The sequence below is a fragment of the Chryseobacterium daeguense DSM 19388 genome (genome assembly GCF_000430825.1).
Lineage (GTDB): Bacteria > Bacteroidota > Bacteroidia > Flavobacteriales > Weeksellaceae > Chryseobacterium > Chryseobacterium daeguense.
This window is the reverse complement of sequence record NZ_AUMT01000004.1, coordinates 211436-232205: the sequence shown is the minus strand read 5'-3', so window position 1 is coordinate 232205 and position 20770 is coordinate 211436. Positions and strand designations below refer to the sequence as shown.

At 37.1% G+C, this 20770-nt stretch carries 13 protein-coding genes; 10 read left to right on the top strand and 3 right to left on the bottom strand.

Going from position 1 to position 20770, the window contains the following annotated elements:
- Positions 1–12 precede the first annotated feature (12 nt).
- The 7 genes from H560_RS0107695 to H560_RS0107665 all read left to right on the top strand — a co-directional run bounded on the left by H560_RS0107695 (position 13) and on the right by H560_RS0107665 (position 11950).
- Entirely contained in the window at positions 13–2913 is a 2901-nt protein-coding gene (locus H560_RS0107695) for a SusC/RagA family TonB-linked outer membrane protein (protein ID WP_027379500.1), read from the top strand.
- 11 nt (positions 2914–2924) lie between these two features.
- Positions 2925–4484 (top strand): RagB/SusD family nutrient uptake outer membrane protein, encoded by a 1560-nt coding sequence (locus H560_RS0107690; protein ID WP_027379499.1) that lies wholly within the window; start codon positions 2925–2927, stop codon positions 4482–4484.
- A 15-nt stretch (positions 4485–4499) separates the two neighbouring features.
- Complete coding sequence (locus H560_RS0107685; RefSeq protein WP_027379498.1) at positions 4500–5360, top strand: hypothetical protein; 861 nt, start codon at positions 4500–4502, stop codon at positions 5358–5360.
- Positions 5361–5380: 20 nt separating this feature from the next.
- Complete coding sequence (locus tag H560_RS0107680) at positions 5381–6841, top strand: glycoside hydrolase family 30 protein (RefSeq protein ID WP_027379497.1); 1461 nt, start codon at positions 5381–5383, stop codon at positions 6839–6841.
- Between the two features lie 161 nt (positions 6842–7002).
- Positions 7003–9225: a glycoside hydrolase family 3 N-terminal domain-containing protein gene (locus H560_RS0107675; protein ID WP_027379496.1), complete on the top strand. Its 2223-nt coding sequence runs from the start codon at positions 7003–7005 to the stop codon at positions 9223–9225.
- Between the two features lie 388 nt (positions 9226–9613).
- Positions 9614–10423, top strand: coding sequence for a glycoside hydrolase family 16 protein (locus H560_RS0107670; protein ID WP_027379495.1), 810 nt, complete (start codon positions 9614–9616; stop codon positions 10421–10423).
- Positions 10424–10510: 87 nt separating this feature from the next.
- Complete coding sequence (locus tag H560_RS0107665) at positions 10511–11950, top strand: glycoside hydrolase family 30 protein (protein WP_027379494.1); 1440 nt, start codon at positions 10511–10513, stop codon at positions 11948–11950.
- A 123-nt stretch (positions 11951–12073) separates the two neighbouring features.
- Here H560_RS0107665 and H560_RS0107660 read toward each other — a convergent pair whose 3' ends face one another.
- Positions 12074–12886, bottom strand: a complete 813-nt coding sequence (locus tag H560_RS0107660) for an enoyl-ACP reductase FabI (RefSeq protein WP_027379493.1) — start codon at positions 12884–12886, stop codon at positions 12074–12076.
- A 123-nt stretch (positions 12887–13009) separates the two neighbouring features.
- Positions 13010–13309 (bottom strand): hypothetical protein, encoded by a 300-nt coding sequence (locus H560_RS0107655; RefSeq protein ID WP_027379492.1) that lies wholly within the window; start codon positions 13307–13309, stop codon positions 13010–13012.
- Positions 13310–13829: 520 nt separating this feature from the next.
- On the opposite strand from H560_RS0107655, the gene H560_RS0107645 reads away from it, so the two are divergent.
- Positions 13830–15209 carry a hypothetical protein gene (locus tag H560_RS0107645; protein ID WP_027379491.1) on the top strand — a complete coding sequence of 460 codons (1380 nt, stop codon included), beginning with the start codon at positions 13830–13832 and terminating at the stop codon, positions 15207–15209.
- A 136-nt stretch (positions 15210–15345) separates the two neighbouring features.
- Here the strand turns inward: H560_RS0107645 and H560_RS0107640 are convergent, their stop codons facing one another.
- On the bottom strand, positions 15346–16200 hold the full coding sequence (locus H560_RS0107640; protein WP_027379490.1) for a nucleoside phosphorylase: 855 nt from the start codon (positions 16198–16200) through the stop codon (positions 15346–15348).
- A gap of 165 nt (positions 16201–16365) precedes the next feature.
- Here H560_RS0107640 and H560_RS0107635 point away from each other — a divergent pair, with 165 nt between their 5' ends.
- Both H560_RS0107635 and H560_RS0107630 read left to right on the top strand, forming a co-directional pair.
- Entirely contained in the window at positions 16366–18192 is a 1827-nt protein-coding gene (locus H560_RS0107635; RefSeq protein ID WP_027379489.1) for a cytochrome-c peroxidase, read from the top strand.
- Positions 18193–18583: 391 nt separating this feature from the next.
- Positions 18584–20728 carry an alkaline phosphatase PhoX gene (locus tag H560_RS0107630; RefSeq protein WP_027379488.1) on the top strand — a complete coding sequence of 715 codons (2145 nt, stop codon included), beginning with the start codon at positions 18584–18586 and terminating at the stop codon, positions 20726–20728.
- Positions 20729–20770 lie beyond the last annotated feature (42 nt).

Sequence of the window (20770 nt, the reverse complement as noted above, 5' to 3'; positions counted from 1 at the left end):
AACTAACTGTATATGAATGTAAGAATATCTAGAAGTTTGGGAATGGTTGCAGTGCTCTATTTTACTGCAAATTTCAGTGCCCAAAACACAACGAAAGACACGGTTTCCAAAGAGACAAAAATCGAGGAAGTTGTCATGATCGGTTACGGTACTCAGAAGAAGAGTAATGTAACGGGAGCGATCGCCAGTATTAAAGCAAGTGATATTGAAGCTATTCCTGCAGGTAAACCGGAACAGGTATTGCAGGGAAGGGCTGCCGGTGTCAATGTGATCTCGAATTCGGGACAGCCTGGATCAAATGCAACAATTAGAGTAAGAGGTGTTACCAGTTATTCTTCAAATAACGATCCGCTTTGGGTAGTTGATGGTATTGTAGTTGATGGTATCGGTTGGTTAAGCCAAAGTGATATTGAAAGTATTGAAGTTTTGAAAGATGGTGCTTCTTCTGCTATTTATGGAGTTTCTGCAGCAAGAGGGGTTATTTTGGTAACCACTAAAAAGGGTAAAAAGGGAAAACTTACTTTATCCTACAATGGTTTCTTTGGGGTGAGTAATGCCGCAAGAAAATTGGATCTTTTGGATGCTACACAATATGCTACTGTCATCAATGAAGGTTTTGCAAATGACGGACAAGCTGTAAGATTCCAAAATCCTGCATCGTTTGGAAAAGGAACTGATTGGCAGGATGAAATTTTCGGAACTGGAGCAAGGCAGAATCACGAGGTCAGTATACAAGGTGGAAATGAAAAATCTACTTATTTTGCTTCATTTGGATATTATGATCAGACGGGTATTGTAATGAGTGATATTTCTTATTATAAAAGATTAACAGGACGTTTAAACTCAACTCATAAAGTAACCGACTGGTTGACTGTAGGGCAAACTTTTGCGTATACCAATCAAAAAAATCAGGGGATTAATGCAAATGGTGAGTTTGGTGGTCCGTTAAGTTCTGCGGTGAATTTAGATCCCATGACTCCAGTTGTCGTAAAAGATTGGTCACAGGTAAATCCTGCCTTATATACGAATGAACATATTGTAAGAGACGAAAATGGAAATCCATACGGAATTTCTCCTTATGTAAACCAGGAAATGTCTAACCCAAGGGCCTTTAGATATACACAATTAGGAAACACTAACTGGTCAGACGATTTTATTGCTAATGTTTTTGCAGAAGTGAAATTTTTAAATCATTTTACGTTTAAATCTTCATTAAACGGTAAAAAAGCATATTGGGGAAGCCAGAATTTCACTCCACTTTTCTATCTAAGTGCTACATATAGCAATTTACTTTTAAACAGTTTGAGCCGCACTACTCAAAACAAATTTGAATGGAGTTTTGAAAACACGTTGAATTACCAAAATAAATTTGGAGATCACAGTCTGAATGTGCTTTTGGGAACAGGTTATTATGATTATAATATTGGAAGTGGGCAAAGCGTTACACATAAGGGACTCCCAATCAGTAATTACCAAGATGCTTCTTTCAACTTTGAAGTTCCGTTGGCTAACCAGACTTCCTCAGCATGGGATAATCAAGAATGGAACAAAGCTTCTTATTTTGGACGCTTGATTTATGATTTTAAAAACAAATACTTGTTTACAGGTACATTAAGATATGATGGCTCTTCGTTATTTGGGGCAAATCACCATTGGGGGTTATTCCCATCATTCTCTTTAGGATGGAATGTGGATAAGGAAAACTTCTGGCCGGAAAATGATGTTGTAAATAGTCTAAAATTACGTGGAGGTTACGGAACTTTAGGTAATGATGGTATCGAAGCCTATAAATTTTCAAAATTCTATATCTCTGGAGCCAACTATACAAGCGGATCAGGAGGTGTATTAATTGGATATTTGCAAAATGGTCTTGAAAATAAAGACTTGAAATGGGAAACGACTACACAGACCAATATTGCGGTAGATTTACGACTTTTCAGAGACTTCACTTTAACAGTTGATGTTTACGACAAAAAAACATCAGACATTCTGCGACCTGTTCAAATTCCTGGGTATGTAGGAGTTACTGGTTCTTATATAGCCAATATTGGTGATATGAGTAATAAAGGGATTGAGGTAGAATTGGGTTACAAAAAAAGCTGGAATGATTTCACGGTTTCTGTAAATACTAATTTCGCGTACAATAAAAACGAAGTTTTATCACTTGAGCAGGGAACGAAATATTTGGATGGAGCTGGTTTTCAGTCTATGGGACCAATACAAAGAATTGTGGTAGGCGATGCTTATAATTCTTTCTATGGATTTAAAACTTTAGGGGTTTTTCAAAATCAGGCACAAATTAATGATTACAGAAATGCAAATGGCCAATTAATTCTTCCAGATGCAAAACCCGGAGATTTTATTTGGGCAGACTCTAATGGAGATGGTGTAATCAATGATTTAGATAAAGTTAATTTGGGAAGTTCAATTCCTAAATATAATTTCGGAGCTACTTTAAATGTAAGCTATAAAAACTGGGATTTTATGGTATTCGGGCAAGGTGCCGGAGGAAACAAAATCTTTCAGGGTTTAAGAAGATTGGATATGTTAGATGCTAATTATCAAACCAAGATCTTAGACAGATGGACAGGAGAAGGTTCTACTAATGAAAATCCAAGATTAACTCGAGCAGATGCAAACAAAAATTACTCAAGGCTATCTGACTGGTATCTGCAAAAAGGAGACTACTTTAGAATTAAATTGATTCAATTGGGTTATACACTTCCGCAAGATGTTACTCAAAACTTTGGAGTTAACAAGTTACGCTTTTATATAACTGCCGAAAACCTAATTACTTTTACAAAATACACAGGATATGATCCGGAAATTGCGGCAGGAGACTCTTTTGGTATAGACAGAGCATTTTATCCGCAGGCAAGAACTTTTATGTTAGGAGCTAATATAACTTTCTAATTTTTACTACAATGAAAAATAAAATTTTAAAAATATCAATAGCAGCTTCATTTTTAGTGAGTGTGTCGACTCTTAATGTAGCATGTAATAACGACACTTTAGAAGAAAAAGAATACAAAGGAGCATTTGCCGGAGATAACTTTTTCAGAAATGAACAAGAATGTTTTTTTGGTCTTGTGGGTACGTATGACGTTATGAGAAAATATGCAGGAGGGTTTGAAAATATGGTAACTTTTTTCAATGCAGCTTCAGATGATTTCTATGCAGGAGGTGGTAGTGCTACAGACGGAGCGGGTATTCAAGGGGCATCAAGTTTTCAAATTAATCCGACTACAATGCCTGCAAGCTACTGGAGAGATTACTATCAAGGTATTGCAAGAGCGAATGCTCTTATTCTAAATGCTCCTAACGCATCGATGGATGAAACTTTAAAGCAGCGCTTCATTGCAGAGGCAAAAACTCTTAGGGCGATGTATTATTTTGATTTGCTGAGGGTTTTCGGAAATATTCCTCTTATTTTAAAACCTTTTGAAGCGACAGATGATTTTTATAATATTCCGCAAGTTGCACCTGCACAAGTTTATGCTCAAATAGAAAAAGATCTAAACGAAGCTTTGCCAAATCTTCCGATGACGGTAAGTGGAGAACAAAAAGGTAGATTAACACAAGGTGCAGCAAAAGCTCTTTTAGGTAAAGTATATTTATATCAAAATAAAAAAGCAGAAGCTGCTGCACAATTTGCAGATGTAAACGGAACTCCTGGCGGAACAAGCCAGTATGGATATAAACTGTTGACAAATTATGATGATCTTTGGAAAGCAGGAGTAGCATTAGGTGGAACTGCAGATCCTTATGAGTTTACATCAGAATCTATTATTGAAGCATCCCATAGTGACCAGGGAAAATCTGATTGGGGCTTTTGGGGACAAGGGAAAGATGAAGGAAATTCTATTTGTGTAATGACAGCACCTAGATCTTATACAAGAGTTCCTCAACCAATTCCTGCAGATAACGCACCTGACGTCGTTTCCGGTTGGGCTTTTAATACGATTACAGTAGATTTATTCAACTTTATGCAAAATGACCCTCGTGTGAATTCTACTGTTTTAAATATGAACACATTAAAAGCGCAGAATAAAGCAGATTATGCACCAGCTTACAAGGATACAGGTTATTTTCTTAATAAATTCATGCCTACTTCAGACAAAAAATCAACTTTAGGAGTTACCGAGCTTAATTATCGTCAAAATTATATGGTGATAAGATTAGCAGATACCTATTTAATGGAGGCGGAAGCTCTAAATGGTACAGGTGCAAGAGCACAGGCTTTGTTAGATGCGGTAAGGGCAAGAGTTGGTTTAGCTTCAGTTCCTGTTTCTATGCAGGCAATTAAAGACGAGAGAAGAAGAGAACTTGCAGGTGAAGGACATCGGTTTTTTGATCTTGTAAGATGGGGAGAAGCTCCTACAAAATTGGCTTCTAAAGGATTTGTAGCAGGTAAAAATGAAATTATGCCGATACCTCTTACGGAACTTACAGGAACAATACTTAAACAAAACCCTGGATATTAATAAAATACAAAAAACATGATAACTAAATACATAAATAAAAACCTTTTATTAGCCTCATCAGTTTTTTTCTTGGCAAGCTGTACACCAGATAGCGTAGATGGTGATGGAAACGGTCTTACACAGCCTTCAGTTGATGCATCTTTTACGGTAACTAAAACAAGTGAAAATCATTATCACTTAAAAGCGGTTAATGATAATTATGTTAATTTTATCAATTCTCAATGGAATGTAGATTACGATGGTTTTATCAATGGAAAAAATGAAATGGACATTTTTCTTCCCGATGCAGGAACATACGTTGTTCAACGAAATGCCGTAGGCATTGGGGGGCAAATTGGAGGTACAGCTAGTACTACTATTGTTGTTCCAACTTCAGATCCGGTGGCGGGAAATATTATTCAAGGCGGAAGATTTGATACTCCTGAAGAAGTTGCAAAATGGACCATTCATCCCATCAGTCCTACCAAAGCTCAATGGGTAATTAATGGTAAAGCAACAATTGTGGCTTCAGAAGGTAATCAGCAAGCTTTTTATCAAGCTGTAAATGTAGTTGCAGGACAAAAATATTCCATAGATATGGTAGCTTCTTCAGGAACAGCTTTAGAAAATACATGGTTTGAAGTTTATGTCGTAAACAGTTTGCCAGCACCTGGAAATGATATTAGTGGAACTGTTTACAGAAATATTAATACATGGGATGGTTGCGGTAAAAGTGCATTCGGAGGAAAAGTTTCTGCTATAGGATGCAATAGTGGTAAAAATGCAGGAATTTATACTGCAACCTCTACAGGAACAGTTTATCTGGTAATTAAATGCGGAGGAGATAAGGTAACAGGATTGAGCGTAGATAAAGTTGAATTCAGAAAGACCACTTAATCCAATACAATTAAATTGATATGAACTCACAATATTCATATAGTTTCGTACTTAGAAGTGCTGCACTTTGCGGTGTAGCGCTTCTTTCTTTTTTTAACTGCAGCAGTACATCTTCAGATATCTCAAATAACGAAAATCCCGGAAATGGGAACGTGGTAACGGGAGATCCCGTACAGGTGTGGTTAACGAAGGGAGACCAGTCCGTGAAACTTCAGCAGCAAGGCACTATTAATTTCACAACAGCGGCTAACAGCAACCTTAATATTGAAATACATCCATCGCAGGTTTTTCAGACCATTGACGGGTTTGGATATACCCTTACAGGAGGAAGTGTGGAAGTAATCAATCAGCTTAATGCTACAAAAAAGCAGGAATTGTTGAATGATATGTTCAGCAGTTCAGGAATCGGGGTAAGTTACCTTAGAATCAGTATTGGTGCTTCTGATCTCAACAGTGAAGTGTTTTCCTACGACGACATGCCAGCCGGACAGACGGATCCTACGTTAGCCCAATTTAGCTTAACTAAAGATCAGGCATTAATACAAATGCTAAAAGATATTCTTGTAATCAATCCAAATATTAAAATTTTAGCAACACCATGGTCACCGCCCGTTTGGATGAAGGATAACGGAAACAGCATCGGAGGCAGCTTAAAATCTGAATTTTACGGAACCTATGCTCAATATTTTGTAAAATATATTCAGGCTATGCAGGCTCAGGGAATTAAAATCGATGCCATCACGCCTCAAAATGAACCATTACATCCCGGAAATAATCCAAGTATGTATATGTCAGCAGGTGATCAGGCTGCTTTTATTAAAAATAATCTCGGGCCGGCTTTTCAGGCTGCAAATATCACCACTAAAATTATAGCATACGATCACAATTGTGACAATCCGGCTTACCCTTTGGCTGTTTTAAATGATACAGCAGCGAATCCTTTTGTTGACGGATCTGCTTTCCATTTATATGCCGGTGATATTTCGGCGTTAAGTACAGTTCATAATTTATTCCCTAATAAAAACGTCTATTTTACAGAACAATGGACCAGTTCTACAGGAAATTTTTCCGGAGATTTGGATTGGCATGTTAAAAACGTTATTATTGGGTCTATGAGAAACTGGAGTAGAAATGCATTGGAATGGAATGTGGCGAATAATGCTTCTTTCGGACCGCATACACCGGGCGGCTGCACTCAATGTAAAGGTGCTGTCACAGTGAATAATGCAACAGCTTACGAAAAAAATGTAGCTTATTATATCATTGCCCATGCTTCGAAATTTGTTCCGGTAAACTCTCAGAGAATCGCTTCTACGCAAGGCGGAAACCTTTCTACGGTAGCCTTTAAAACTCCGGCAGGAAAAACTGTTTTGATTGTTCAGAACAGCAACCCCACCGATAAGGCGTTTAATATTAAATATAATCAAAAATCAGCTCCTGTAACCATTCCGGGAAGCTCCACAGCGACTTATGTTTTTTAAGTTATTATGATTATCTGATATTTATAATAATTAAAAAACTTGGTGTTCTTTGTTAATTGAAACACCTTTGCGAGCCTTGAAAGCGGTCAATAGTAAAAAATCTTAGCGGACTTTGCGTTAAAATAAATTACAAACGACAGATAATTAAAATTATAATTAAAATGAAGAGAGTTTATTTCTTATTGGCAATTACAGCATTTGGGATGAATGCTTTTGGGCAAAAGACAATTGATCAGAAAGTTTCTGAGTTGTTGTCGAAAATGACGCTAGAAGAAAAAGTAGGGCAGCTTGTTCAGTATTCAGGGTTTGAGTATGCAACAGGTCCTCAGAATTCCAATTCTGCAACTGTTTTAAATGAAATAAAACAAGGCAAAGTAGGCTCCATGCTCAATGTAGCCGGGGCAGAAGAAACCAGAAAATTTCAGGAATTAGCTTTAAAATCAAGGCTTAGAATACCTTTATTATTCGGGCAGGATGTGATTCATGGGTACAGGACTACATTTCCAGTGAATTTAGGCCAGGCCGCAAGCTGGGATTTAAAGTTAATTGAAAAATCAGAAAGAATTGCAGCTACAGAAGCTTCAGCGTATGGGATTCACTGGACTTTTGCGCCGATGGTCGACATCGCCAGAGATCCAAGATGGGGAAGGGTGATGGAAGGTTCCGGTGAAGATACTTATCTGGGAACTCAGATTGGTTTGGCAAGAATCAGGGGCTTTCAAGGGAAAGGCTTAGGAAATCTTGACGCGATTATGGCTTGTGCAAAACATTTTGCAGCGTATGGAGCGGCAGTTGGCGGAAGAGATTACAACTCCGTTGACATGAGTTTAAGACAATTAAACGAAACGTATCTTCCACCATTCAAAGCGGCTGCGGAAGCCGGTGTAGCCACTTTCATGAACTCTTTTAATGATATCAATGGGATTCCGGCAACGGGCAACAAATATATTTTAAGAGATTTATTAAAAGGTAAATGGAACTATCAGGGCTTTGTGGTTTCTGACTGGGGAAGTATCGGCGAAATGGTTCCTCACGGATATGCCAAAGACAATAAGGAAGCTGCAGAAAAGGCAATCAATGCAGGCAGTGATATGGATATGGAAAGCCGTGCTTACATGGCTGAACTTCCTAAATTAGTTCAGGAAGGAAAGGTTGATCCTAAACTAATTGATGATGCCGCAAGAAGAATTTTAGTTAAAAAATTCGAAATGGGGTTATTTGATGATCCTTACAGATTCAGCAGCCAAAAAAGACAGAAAGAACAGCTGAATAACCAGGAACACAGAAAATTCGGGAGAGAATTTGGTTCGAAAAGTATTGTTCTGCTTAAAAATCAGGGAAATATTCTTCCGCTTTCAAAATCCACGAAAACAGTTGCTTTAATCGGGCCTTTCGGAAAAGAAACTTCTGCTAATCACGGATTCTGGTCTATTGCTTTCAAAGATGATAATCAAAGAATTGTAACTCAGTTTGACGGAATTAAAAATCAACTGGATAAAAATTCAACATTATTATATGCAAAAGGAGCCAACGTTGATGATCAGGACAAATCTATGTTTGCAGAAGCGGTGGAAACAGCGAAAAAAGCACATGTTGTCATCATGACCTTAGGAGAAGGCCACGCGATGAGCGGTGAGGCGAAAAGCAGAAGCAACATCCATTTTTCAGGCGTTCAGGAAGATTTGTTAAAGGAAATTGCAAAGACAGGAAAGCCGATTGTATTGATGATCAACGCAGGAAGACCTTTAGTTTTCGACTGGGCTGCAGACAATATTCCGGCAATCATGTACACCTGGTGGCTGGGAACAGAAGCGGGAAATTCTATCGCGGATGTTCTTTTCGGAACGGTAAATCCGGGTGGAAAACTGCCAATGACTTTTCCAAGAACGGAAGGACAAATTCCTGTTTATTACAATTACTACAACACAGGAAGGCCAGCAAAAAACAATACCGACAGAAATTATGTTTCAGCTTACATCGACCTTGATAATGATCCGAAATTTCCGTTTGGTTTTGGTTTAAGCTACACTCAGTTTACATATTCTGATATGAGTTTAAGCACGACAAATCTTAAAGGAAATCAGACTTTAAATGTAAGTGTGAATGTTTCCAATACCGGAAATTATGACGGAGAAGAAGTGGTGCAGCTGTACATAAGGGATTTGGTAGGAAAAGTGGTAAGACCTGTAAAGGAATTGAAAGGATTCCAGAAAGTTTTCATTAAAAAAGGAGAAAGTAAAACGGTCAACTTCACTTTAACTCCAGAAAATCTGAAGTTTTATGATGACGAACTGAATTATGATTGGGAAGCCGGGGAATTCGATATTATGGTTGGAACCGATTCACAGCATGTTCAGACAAAGAGAATTAATTGGTCAAAATAAATATTAGTTTGTAGAAACTGAGAGCGGGATAAAACCCGCTTTTGGCGGTAGAAGACATTACATTTTCTAAAAGGATGATAAAATATAACGTTTGTCATTCTGAAAGAAGCGAAGCGTATTGAAGAATCTCTAAAAAATAATGTTGAGATTTCTCGTTCCTCGGAATGACAAACTTTGGAAATAATATTAATCTAAAATTTTTAACGCAAAGATTAGATTAAGAACCGTTGATTTTAAGGAGGCAAAGAATAATCAACAAAGTTGATTTGATGAAGCAAACGTTTATCATAATCCTTCATAAGCGACTTGTCGCAACCCTTTGCTTACTTAAATATTTGTTTAATTAAATAAATCCTTGCGTTAAAATATAAAACTAAAGCTGTACACTTTGAAAATAAAACGTCAACATATATTTCATTTAATCATCGGAGGAACTTTCGTTTTTTCATCATTAAACTGTGCTTCAAACAAGTCCGATTCGAGCAGAAAATTGATATGGAACGATGAATTTAATTATAAAGGATTACCGGATTCATCCAAATGGAACTATGATATTGGTGGTCATGGATTTGGAAATGAAGAGGCGCAGTTCTACACCAAAAACCGTCCTGAAAATGCACGAGCTGAAAATGGAAATCTTGTGATCGAAGCCAGAAAAGAGAACTGGGAAAAAAGCAAATACACTTCCGCAAGACTTTTAACCAAAGGAAAATTTGCCTTCCAGTATGGAACGGTTGAAGTAAGGGCAAAACTTCCGAAAGGCCGGGGAACATGGCCTGCTATCTGGATGATGAGCGAAAATATGAAGAAATGGCCGGATGACGGTGAGCTGGATATTATGGAACACGTTGGTTTTAATCAGGGATATATTCATGCATCGGTTCATACAAAAAAATACAACCATATCATCGGATCTCAGAAAACGGATACCATGTTTGTAAAAGATGCAAGCGAAAAGTTCCATGTTTATAAAGCAGACTGGACACCGGAAAAAATTGATGTTTATATAGATGATCAAAAATTTTTCACTTATGAAAATAAAGAAAAGACCAATGAAGCATGGCCTTTTAACCGCCCTTATTTTATCATTTTAAATCTTGCAATAGGCGGTTTCTGGGGAGGTAAAGAAGGTATTGATGATACTATTTTCCCACAAAAATATTATATAGATTACGTAAGAGTTTATCAGAAAAAATAACGCCGTTGTGAAATTCCTCTCCTTTGGAGGGAGGCGAAAATTCGAAGAATTTTTGACGGGGTGGTTTAATATAGAAAGAAGAAAGAAATGAAGAAATTAGTCGTAAGTTGTTTTGTAGTCGGAATGGCTTTCAATGCAAATGCACAAAATTATTGGAAAAAGAACGCAGGAAAAACAGCAAAAGTTTTTCTTACCCATTCTAAAACCAATGAAAAAATGGCAGACAAAGGATCTGTAAAATTTGAAAAAATGGCTCAGCCAAAGGAAACGGATGCCTGCATTTTTGTAGATCCGGATTTTAAATACCAGAAATTAATAGGAATCGGGGGTGCTATTACAGACGCGTCTGCGGAAACCTTTTATAAGCTTCCAAAAAATAAGCAGAAAGAAATCATAGAAGCGTATTATGGAAAAAACGGACTCGGATATACTGTTGTCCGTACCAATATGAACTCGTGTGACTTCTCAAGCGATTCTTATACGTATGTTCAGGATAATGATACTTCATTGAAATCATTTAATGTTTCTCATGATGAAAAGTATAAAATCCCGATGATTAAAGAAGCTCAAAAGGCAATCGGAAATGATTTTACATTTTATTTTTCTCCTTGGAGCCCGCCGGCATGGATGAAATCTAACAAAAACATGCTGAAAGGCGGAAGGCTGGAAAATGCTTTCTATCAGACATGGGCAGATTATTATATTAAATTCATCAAAGAATATGAAAAAAGGGGAATTAATGTTTGGGGACTGACGGTTCAGAACGAGCCGATGGCAACACAAACCTGGGAATCCTGTATTTATACCGCTGAAGAAGAAGGCGAATTCCTTAAAAATAATTTGGGACCTACACTTTGGAAAAATGGTTTCAAAAATAAAAAAGTAATGATCTGGGATCATAACAGAGATTTAATTTATCAAAGAGCTACAACCACATTAAGCGATCCCGAAACTTCAAAATACGCTTCCGGAATCGGCTATCACTGGTACGAAACCTGGAACAACAAAACGCAGCTTTTCGATAATCTTGCAGAAACGCAAAGGGCTTTTCCTGATAAGTTTCTTGCATTTACGGAAGGTTGTAAGGAACAGTTTGACATGTCAAAAATTTACGATGTAAAGCTGGGTGAACTGTACGGTAGAAATATGCTGAATGATTTCAACAAAGGAACTGCTTTATGGACAGACTGGAACGTTCTTCTGGATGAAACCGGCGGCCCGAATCACGTGGGAAATTTCTGTTTTGCACCCATTATTGCAGATACAAAAACCGGTGAAGTTCATTATACTTATGAGTATTATTATGTAGGACATGTTTCAAAGTTCATTAAACCTAATGCTCAGCGCATAGGAACATCATCCAACAGGGCCGCTTTGACTTCCACTACTTTTATGAATGAAAACGGACAGCTGGTAACGGTAATAATGAATGATTCTGATAACGACATCGATACAAACCTCTGGATTGAAGGAATGTCAGCAAAATTATCTGCACCCGCGCATTCTATACAGACTGTAATTTTATAAACTTCATATTAACATTATTTTTTAAGGATCCGCGGCACCAAAGGTGCCGCGGATTTCTTTAAAACATTAAAGCAAAAAAACCGAAACAAAATGCTTCGGTTTTATATTTTGAATTAATGAATTCTAGTTTTCAGTATCATACTTGCTGATCACCTTTTGGGTAACCCCAGTACTGCTGAATCCTCCGTCATGGAAAAGATTCTGCATGGTTACTTTTCTTGTAAGATCGGAGAAAAGCGTTACACAATAGTTGGCACATTCAAGTGCAGTGGCATTCCCCAGCGGAGACATATCTTCCGCGTATCCAAGGAAACCTCCGAAACCTTTCACGCCGCTTCCCGCAGTAGTAGGAGTAGGAGACTGGGAAACCGTATTTACACGTACTTTTCTTTCGCCCCAATAGTTTCCGAAAGTTCTTGCGATACTTTCCAGATACGCTTTATTGTCAGACATATCATTATAATCCGGGAAGGTTCTCTGAGCTGCGATATAAGAAAGCGCCAAAATGCTTCCCCATTCATTCATACAATCTTTTTCCCAGGCCACACGCATTACTTTGTGGAAAGAAACAGCGGACACATCCCAGCCCTTTTCTAACCAATCGTAATTCATTTCTGTATAATGTTTACCTTTTCTTACATTTACGGACATCCCGATAGAGTGCAGGATAAAATCGATTTTACCAAATTTTGCAACTGCTGCGTCAAAAAGTTTTTCAAGATCTTCAATAGAGGTAGCATCTGCACCTACTACATCAGAACCTGTTTTTTCTGCCAAAGAATTAAGCTCTCCCATTCTCATTGCGATAGGAGCGTTCGACAAGATAAATTCAGCACCTTCTTCATGACATCTTTCAGCAACTTTCCATGCGATTGATTGTTCATTAAGGGCTCCAAAAATAATTCCCTTTTTGCCTTTAAGTAAACCGTATGACATATTTTTTAATGTTTATTAATAACTACAAATGTAGCAATAATTTGTGTTTAGAACATCATAAAAAACGGAGCCCTTAATAAAAAGACTCCGTTTTTCTTGAAAATATTTATATGACTGAAATTTTTAGTTCGTTTTTTTGTTCCATTCCGCTTTTACATCCTCAGCTGCATCCTTAGTTTTTTCCCATGCATCATTGGCTTTATCTTTTACATCTTCCCATGCATCTGAAACATTGTTTTTCACCCTGTCGAACCAGTCTTCCTGCTGAGCTTCCTCATCATTGGCTCTTTTTTCATTAATATACTCTTTTGCTCTGTCAGCAAGTTCTTCTACTTTCCACTTTGCATTGTTTGCAGCATTTTTTAAGGAGTTTTCCGTATTGTTTACTGCATTTTCTGCTTTGTTGTATTCTGAATTGTTCATAATATTAAAATTTTGTTGTGTTGTTGTAGATTAAACAATAACTATTCCTAAAAACATGATGCTACTGTTAAACTTTTCATAATGTTTTTCCTTCAGTTTTTTTTTAAGCATATAACTAGAAAAATATAACATATAAGAATGTGAATTATTATTAAAAGCTCTCTGTAATTTCATCAAAAAGAGCATTTTACGACCATGTTTTGAAAAAATATGACAACAATCATGTGGTATTTCCATTCAACAATTGGTGATAAATTGTTTTTTATTCAGTTAAATGTGATTTTTTCTATAAATTTTATAAAATTAATCCACTATAAAAAGAATTAAAAACCGTGTTTAAACTATCCGTAGCCTCATTTTAACATAGAATTAATTCTACCACAACATTCATTAAACAGTGATTAAAAGGCATGTTATTCACCAACAAGTGTTAATTTTGAAAAATATTCAAAAAAAGTCCACTTTTATTAAAAATTATTATATTTGTAGAAGAAAAACAAAGAAACTTAATAACCAGAAAATGCAAAACAAATCAAAACTTCAGAAAGTATTTTTACTCTTATTGTTAATTACTTTTAACTTTACATCCGCACAGGTGGGGATAGGAACAGCTGATCCTAACGGTTCTGCTATGCTAGAGATCAACTCTAAAAATAAGGGAGTTTTACTTCCAAGCATCGCTTTAAGTTCGCTTACGGATAATACTACAGTGCAGTCTCCCGCCACAGGGCTGATTGTCTGGAACAATGGACTGGGAGGACTTGCGGAAACAGGATTTTATTTTTGGAATAACCAGAAATGGAATATGCTTTCTTCAAACAGTGTAAACGGCGTAAATGGAGGAGGAAACTCAAATAATTCCTCAGGATGGAATACAACAGGTACTAACATCGGAAATTACGGAGGAGCTAATACATCTCTTTCTATCGGGACAAGTACATTGGATGATCTTATATTTAAAGTAAACTCTAATGTAATGGGAAGACTGGGAGTTTATAACTCAATCAGTTTTGGAGTAGGGGCTAATGCTTCACAAAACGGGATTGCACTTGGAACTTCTTCTACAGCTTATCAAGGCATTTCTATAGGAAACAACGCGAGTGTTACTGCGAATGAATCTGTAAGTCTAGGTGAACTGTCACAGGTATCAGGATTCCGTTCAATCGCAACGGGCTACAATGCCAAAGTAACAGCCAATGAATCTTCTGCAGTAGGAAATAATTCCACGGCTTCCGGATTTCAGTCAACAGCAGTAGGGTATAATGCAAAAACAACGGCCAATGAATCTTCTGCTTTGGGAAATAATTCTCTTGCCGCCGGCTTTCAGTCGATTGCTTTAGGATACAATTCGAAAACAAATGCTAACAGCGAAACTGCAATAGGCCACAGCTCTTTAACGAACGGACAAAATTCTACAGCAATAGGATCCGGAGCATCTGCAACGGGACAGAATTCTACTGCAATTGGCTACCATGCCTCAACTTCACAATATAATGCAATAGTTTTAGGGGATAATAATGCCAATGTGGGTATAGGAACAGGTACCCCGAACGTAAATGCGAAATTAGATGTAAACGGGCAGTATAAGCTTGGAGATAAGGGAACTATAAACAAAAATCAGATCAGCTTTGAAGTATGGCCTGCTGTATCCATCAACAATTTGGCGAGCGGAAAATCTACAACAATGAATATCCCTATTCCTTCCGGTATGAACCCGAACTCTACCAGAGCTACCATTGTAATTACTCCGGCAGGTGATTTTGCAGGAAATGCCACGTTCTCAATTTCAAACCCGAGAATGACATCCACATCAAATATTACTATCAATCTCACAAATATTTCAGGGAATGCAGAGAGCCTAAACTCTTCACATTTCTATGTAACCATCAATGAATTTTAAGAAATGTATTTAATAATTGATATAAAAACGAGGGCAAAACACAATAAATTGCTTCAAAGTAAATGTAAAAATTTATTAAGAAGTTAATGGTTTCAAGTTTCTTTAAGGATCTCAGTTAGTTTTTGAGATCCTTTTTTTATTTTATAATCCTATCCAAAACCCATGTAATCAGCTTTTTTTCGGAAGCATGATGGTCTGCGGAAAATTCGCCGCGTCTTCTGTTGGCAATTACATTATTTACAGTGATGGCTTTATGACCTAAAAGCTTCGATAAAGCATATATAGCCGATGTTTCCATTTCAAAATTGGTTACACCAAGATCATTTAATGTTTCAAGGAATTGATCATCTAAAGCTTTCAAACGCAGCTGTCTGCCTTGTGGAGCATAAAACCCCGGGAAAGTTGCTGTATTCCCGTGATATTTCGCGTCTTTATACAATTCTCCCAGCTCTTCTGCCCACTCTGCAAAATAAAGCATCGGTTTGATTTTAGGATAAGGGAATTTTTCTAAAAAGTTTTTTGAAAACTCATTTTCAAAAGCATAATCCTGGTAAAAATGCATGAGCCCGTCCAGTCCTACAACATTTTGGGTTACAAGCATATTATCCACCTGAACATCAGGGTTTACACTTCCACATGTTCCCATTCTGAATAATTGAAGCGAAGTATGCCCAGTTTTAAACTCTTTATTTTTAAGATCAATATTCACCAAAGCATCAAGCTCATTCATCACGATATCAATGTTTTCCGTGCCAATTCCGGTGGACATTACCGTGATTCTTTCCCCTCTCAGAGTTCCTGTATGTGTATAAAATTCTCTTTTATTTTTTTTGATTTCAACGGTATCAAAATATTTTGAAACCTTAGCAACACGGTCAGGATCACCTACAAGAATGATCTTTTCAGCGATATCTTCGGGTAAAAGATTAAGGTGATAAACGCTTCCGTCTTCATTCAGAACCAATTCTGAAGCAGCAAGTTTATTGAGCATATTATTTTTATTTATTGAATTAATCTGTATATTTAAAAGGATTCTAACCTATTCAAAATTAATAAAAATTAACTGATATAAAATGTAAACATAATTTAATTCAAATTTAAAGTTGTAGTAACGTGCAGCCGTTTTGCTATTGATACTTTTGCGCAAAAAATTTTAATGAAATTTTATCCTTTAGCTATTATTGTTTTGTTGATTGGTTTTGCCGTAATGTCTTTTAATCCGGTTCATAAAGGTGTTAAATCTGAAAACTCGATGGTGAATAAAGGGCTGGCCGACTTTAAAGCTGATCTGGAATACTTAAAATCTGATGTATATTTATTTTCCGAGGATAAAATTACCATTGAAAAACTTCAAAAATCATTAAAAAACACTAGAAATTCATTCAAAGAAATTGAATTTTACGTTGCCTACCATTACCCGGAATTTACAAAAACACACCTTAATGCAGCGCCGTTGTTTCATATTGAAGCAGCTGGAACTACCGCATACACGCTTCCTCCTGAAGGATTGCAGGTTTTGGATGAACTTATATTTTCAGACGAAGCAGCAGAAAAAAAAGAAGAGATCAAAACAATTACAGATTTTTTGTACAACAGCTATTCAAGCTTTTATTTAAGTTCGGTAAAAAACGGTTTAAGCAAAGGAAATAACAAGACTTTACCGCTAAGAATCGAGCTGATCAGGATGTACAGCCTTGGCGTAACGGGATTTGATACACCCGGATCACTAAATATTTCCGAGGAAGCCAGCCACGCTTTTTCAGGGATGAAAAAATACATTAATGACGATCCTTATTTTAAAAATTATAATATTCAGAAAGCGAATGCAATTTTAACTGAAGGAATTAATTATTTAGCAAAAAATACAGATTTTGAAAGCTTTGACCGAATAGAATTCTACAAAAAGTATATTCAGCCGTTGTATGAAGAATTCGGAAGCTGGGATGGAAGGAGCGATGATCTGAAGGAATTTTCCGGCTGGAATGTGAGCAATAAGAATTTTTTCAGCAGTGATTTTCTTGATCCTTATTTTTACACTTTACTCAAACAAAATGAAGATAACCCGGATTTAAAAAAGCTGGGAAAAGAAATTTTTTATGACCGGAACTTAAGTGATAACGGAAAAATGAGCTGTGCCACCTGTCATTTACCCGAAAATGCTTTCACGGATTTAAAATCAAGATCTCAAAGTAACGTTGAAGGAAAAACAGTCTTAAGAAATTCCCCGTCTCTGTACAATGCGGTTTTTGCAAAAAGGTTTTTCTATGATTTAAGGGCTTTTTACCTTGAACAGCAGGCAGAACACGTTATTTACAATGAAGATGAATTCAATACCAGCTACGAAAGTATTATCAAAAAATTAAAAACCAAGCCGGAATATAAAAAAGCTTTCAAAACAGCTTTTAAAAACGGAGATATCAGCAAAGAAAATTTCTCTAAAGCTTTGAGCTCTTATGTTGCGTCTTTATATTCTTACGAAAGTGATTTTGATAAATTCATGAGGAATGAAAAAGAAATTTCATCTGATGCTAAAAAAGGATTTAACTTATTCATGGGGAAAGCCAACTGTGCGACATGCCATTTTGCCCCAAATTTTTCCGGTCTTGTTCCGCCGTTTTTTAATGAAAATGAATCTGAAGTTTTGGGTGTGACCACAAAGCCTATTACCCAAAAACCTCTGGAGCTTGATCCTGATAAAGGAAGAATCAACAGCCCGGTGAAAAAAGAAAATTCATGGATTTACGAAAACTCTTTCAAAACCGTTACGGTGAGAAATATTGCGCTTACAAAACCCTATTTTCATAACGGTGCTTTCAATACACTGGAAGATGTTCTGGATTTCTACAATGAAGGCGGCGGCGAAGGTTTAGGCTTAAAAATGAAGAACCAGACGCTTCCTCCGGATAAATTAAATTTAAATAAAACTGAAATAAAACAGATCATCGCTTTCCTGAATTCCCTGACGGACGTGAGCAAGAAATAGTGATTGTGAATGGTCAATTTGCTTTACTTGTCAAGGTTTTGATGTGGTAAATCGTTGCGAAAATCCTTGTCAAGGTTCAAAACCTTGACAAGGATTTATTCGTGAATTCCCTGACGGATATCAGCAGAAGTAAATAATGAATAGTGAATGGTCGATTCGTTTTGCTTGTCAATTTTTAATTCTAAATAATATAATTAACCCTCATTAATAAATTATAGACCTCACTTTAAAATCCACTTGCGAAGCAAAATTCACAATTCACATAAAATTAATTTCCTTAACATTCGGTTTCCGATTAATTAATATTTGTAAAGATTAATTTAAAATCCTATTAATAGAGAGTTCACCGCAATAAAATAGATTTGCAGAGTCTAATAAATCGAAATTTAAAATGAAAAGAAAACTACTTACAGTTGCAGCCCTTGCAATGATCTCGAGTTCATTATTTAATGCTCAGACTTTTATATTCAACAAGAATTCTTCTTGGAAATATAATGACAGCAATACAGCTTTGGCTGCACAATGGAAGGATACAACGTATGATGTTTCAGCCTGGTCTCAGGGTAACGGGCCGCTTGGCTACGGTGATCCTGTAACTACCACTACAGCTACCGGCCTTGCAACAGCTTATTTTGCTAAAGATTTCACGGTAAATCTGAATGACCTTTCTGCAACAATGGAATTGGGTGTGATGAGAGACGACGGAATCGTGGTTTACCTGAATGGTGAAGAAGTAGTAAGAGATAATATGCCGGTAGGGGTTATCGATTTTAATACGTTATCCAGCACCACTATTGATGGAGCAGCGGAAAGCGTGTACAATATTTTTTCTATTCCAAAATCTAAATTTGTAAACGGAAACAACAGAATCTCCATCGAGCTTCATAACAGAGGTGCTTCAAGCTCCGACTTAAGAATTGATGCTTATCTTAAAACAACCACCACTACAACTCCGGTTTCTTGTAATTCTACACATATCAGCTGCTTTACTTCTATTGTACCGACAGCCCAGACAGGAAAATTAATTATCCCGGCAGAACACAAATTTCAATTAATATTAAAAGAAGGAGACAACTATACAGAAGGTGGAGGATTAGTAGGTGGTCAGAATGACTTTACAGGATATGTTCCAAAAGCGGGAAGCGCAACCAACGGCTATCTTTCCGTAAACCACGAAACAAACCCCGGAGGTGTTACGATGGCGGAAATTAACTATAATGCAACTACAAAACTTTGGCAGCTTACAAGATCCAGAGCGGTAAGCTTCTCTGCACCGAGCCTGGTTCAGACCATTAGAAACTGTTCAGGAGGGGTTACACCTTGGGGAACAATCGTTACTGCCGAAGAATCTGTAACTTCAAATGACGTAAATGCTGATGGAATGAAGGACTACGGATGGTTAGTGGAAATAGATCCTGCAACAGCTCAGGTTATTTCTCAAAATGCTGACGGCTCTAAAGGCAAATTATGGCAGATGGGTATCATGAACCATGAAAATGTAGTGGTAAACAGTGCCGGAACAGTAGCATATTACGGGGAAGACGGAGGTACAAACATGGTTTACAAATTTGTAATGGATACTCCAAACAACCTTTCTTCAGGTAATTTGTATGTTTTAAAAGCTGATCAGGGATTAAGCGGTGGAGATCCTGTGGTAACTACAGGTACTTGGATTCAGGTTCCGAATAAAACAAAAGCGGACCAAAATAATACGTCATCACTGGCTCAGTCACTTGGAGGAACTTCTTTCAATGGAGTAGAAGATGTAGAAATCAGCCCTATTGACGGGAAAGTATATTTTACAGCTAAAGGATTAAATAAAGTATACAGACTTCAGGATAACGGAACTACCGTTGCTCAGCTTGAAACTTTCGCCGGAGGCCTTACTACTGCCTATTCATTTGACACGGCTCAGGGTACAAAAACTGAAGCTTGGGGAGATGGAAATGACAACCTTACTTTTGATGAGCTTGGTAACCTTTGGGTACTTCAGGACGGAGGTAAAAACTATATCTGGGTAATTGCACCGGATCACACTCAGGCAAACCCTAAAGTGAAGTTATTTGCTTCAATGCCTGCTGGTTCTGAGCCTACCGGTCTTACATTCACACCGGATCATAAGTTCGGGTTCTTCTCTATCCAGCATCCGGATTCTACAATTTCTACCGATGTTGACGCTACCGGAAATACCATCGATTACAGAGGAAAATCTGCAACGGTTGTAGTAGCCCTTAAAAATAATTTGGGAACAGCCGGTTCGTTGGGAACTATTGATACTCAGATAGAAAACACGGTTACTGTAGCTCCAAACCCTACATCAGGAATTGTAAAGATCAATTCTCCAAAAGGATTGAAAAATATTTCTGTAACGGCTTACAGTATTGATGGGAAGATTGTTTTCACCCAGAAATATTCAGGAACCAACAAAGCTTTGGATTTGGATTTCACAAAACAGCTTGAGGCTTCAAGAGTGTTGGTTTTAAATATCGAAGCAGAAGGAGGATTCCAGCAGACGGTAAAACTTTTGAAAAAATAAACTATTAATATTTACATTGCTGCCGGTGATTTCTGATTGCCG